The sequence below is a fragment of the Microbacterium sp. BF1 genome, from assembly GCF_019279095.1.
Classification (GTDB): domain Bacteria; phylum Actinomycetota; class Actinomycetes; order Actinomycetales; family Microbacteriaceae; genus Microbacterium; species Microbacterium maritypicum.
Map to the genome: position 1 here is coordinate 1 of NZ_JAGYWT010000486.1, position 1,838 is coordinate 1,838.

4 protein-coding genes are annotated in these 1,838 nt (G+C 66.3%); 3 read left to right on the forward strand and 1 reads right to left on the reverse strand.

The window, feature by feature from the left end; genetic code table 11:
• Both KZA10_RS13955 and KZA10_RS13960 read left to right on the forward strand, forming a co-directional pair.
• Positions 1 to 254 (forward strand): ImmA/IrrE family metallo-endopeptidase (locus KZA10_RS13955; RefSeq protein WP_218683179.1); only part of this gene is annotated, 254 nt, incomplete at its 5' end.
• A gap of 8 nt (positions 255 to 262) precedes the next feature.
• Positions 263 to 865: a GNAT family N-acetyltransferase gene (locus tag KZA10_RS13960; RefSeq protein WP_141385895.1), complete on the forward strand. Its 603-nt coding sequence runs from the start codon at positions 263 to 265 to the stop codon at positions 863 to 865.
• A gap of 42 nt (positions 866 to 907) precedes the next feature.
• Here KZA10_RS13960 and KZA10_RS13965 read toward each other — a convergent pair whose 3' ends face one another.
• Positions 908 to 1,135, reverse strand: coding sequence for a hypothetical protein (locus KZA10_RS13965; RefSeq protein WP_229778819.1), 228 nt, complete (start codon positions 1,133 to 1,135; stop codon positions 908 to 910).
• Between the two features lie 66 nt (positions 1,136 to 1,201).
• Between KZA10_RS13965 and KZA10_RS13970 the strand changes: the two genes are divergently transcribed.
• Positions 1,202 to 1,729 (forward strand): flavodoxin family protein, encoded by a 528-nt coding sequence (locus KZA10_RS13970; protein ID WP_256934869.1) that lies wholly within the window; start codon positions 1,202 to 1,204, stop codon positions 1,727 to 1,729.
• The last annotated feature ends 109 nt before the right edge of the window (positions 1,730 to 1,838 follow it).

The window sequence follows — 1,838 nt, forward strand, 5'->3', positions numbered from 1 at the left end:
GCGTCCTCGCCCACGAACTCGGCCACGCCTGCCTCGGCCATCTCCCCGCGCCCACCCCCGCCATCCGTGCGCTTCAGGAGCGCCAGGCAGACGAATGGGCGGCATCCCGGTTGATCACCCCGCGCGCCTACGCCGAGGCGGAGGAGGTTCGGGGACCGCATCTGGCGAGCCTCGCCTTCGAGATGGATGTCACGATCGAGCTGGTCGTGGCCTATCAGCGCCTGTTGCGTCAGACGCTACTCGTCGCTGGTTGAATATCGACATGGCCTTCCTCGTCACGCCCTCCCCCGTCACCCTCACCGGCCGACTCGTCGAACTGCGCCCTCTCGATCGCTCGCACATCGAGGGACTGATCGAGGCCGTACAGGAGGACGACCTGTGGAAGACGGCGTGGTACACCTCGGTGCCCGCACCGGACGGGGTGGCGGCAGAGGTCGAGCGACGGATCGGACTCATCGAGAAGGGCGAGATGGTCCCGTTCACGGCCTTCGACGCGTCCGGCCGCATCCTGGGACTCACGTCGTACTACGACATCGTCGCCGACGTGCCTCGTCTGCACATCGGCTTCACCTGGAACCGCCCCTCCGCACACGGCACCGGCACCAACGCCGAATCCAAGCTGCTGCTGCTGCGGCATGCGTTCGAGACGCTCGGGGTGTTCCGAGTCGGCCTGACGACGCAGTGGGTGAACTTCCAATCGCGCGCCGCGATCGAGCGCCTCGGGGCCAAGCAGGACGGCGTGATGCGGGCGATGAGCCGGTACCGCAACGGCGCGCTGCGCGACAGCGTGGAGTACTCGATCATCGAGCCGGAGTGGCCCGCAGTCAGGGCGAACCTCGAAGCGCGGCTCGCCAGACGACGGTGAGCGGTCAGACGCGCCGCGGCGCGACGCGCAGACCGCGATGAGTCACTCGGCGGCCTTGCCCGACCAGTTGTTCGACCGACGGGTGGCGGTGCCGCCCTGGCGGAGGAGGAAGGCCATGGCCAGCGTGACCAGAAGGAGCCCCCCGCAGAACGCGATCGCCTGGAACGCGGGCAGCCCGAACGAGATGCCCATCAGCAGGATCCCTCCGATGAAGAGGATCATGAAGAAGAGGAAGCTGAGGATCACGGGATCTCCTGTCGTCGGTGCCATCTACCAGGATAGCCCGGACTCGGAAACCCCCTGTGCACGTTCGTCGTCGTCTGGTCTGCTCGGAGCATGAATACACCACTCACTGCTGTCGCCGTGTCGTGCACGTTGAAGCCGTCACCCGCAGCCTCCAGCTCCGATCTCCTCGCGACGCAGCTGCTCGAAGCCCTCTCCGCGCACGGCGTCACCGGAGACCTGGTCCGCGCCGTGGATCTCTCCCTCAACCCCGGAGTCGAGAAGGACATGGGCGGCGACGACGAGTGGCCGCGCATCCGTGAGCAGGTGCTGGACGCCGACATCCTCATCTTCGTCACCCCCACCTGGATGGGGCAGCATTCGAGCGTCGCGCAACGTGTGCTCGAACGCCTCGATGCAGAACTCGGCGAGACGGATGCTGACGGACGACCCACGCTGTTCGACAAGGTGGCCATCGCGGGCATCGTCGGCAACGAAGACGGGGCCCATCACATCGCCGCGATCCTCTTCCAGTCGCTGAACGACGTCGGCTTCACGGTTCCCGCCCAGAGCTCGGTCTACTGGAACGGCGAGGCGATGCACACCACCGACTACAAGGATCTCGATATCGAAGTGCCGTGAACACCCACATAGTGCCGGCGCTCGGAGCTGACACCCCACTGACGGAAGTCCGGGCCTCGAGCATTCGACGCATGCAACACCTGATGCGTGAGAAGTGCTCGCCGACGAC

What these genes read in the sequence shown, in the direction of transcription:
- KZA10_RS13960 (WP_141385895.1), top strand. Translation starts at nt 263, where the DNA reads ATGGCCTTCCTCGTCACGCCCTCCCCCGTCACCCTCACCGGCCGACTC.
- KZA10_RS13970 (WP_256934869.1), top strand. Translation starts at nt 1,202, where the DNA reads ATGAATACACCACTCACTGCTGTCGCCGTGTCGTGCACGTTGAAGCCG.
- KZA10_RS13965 (WP_229778819.1), bottom strand. Translation starts at nt 1,135, where the DNA reads ATGGCACCGACGACAGGAGATCCCGTGATCCTCAGCTTCCTCTTCTTC.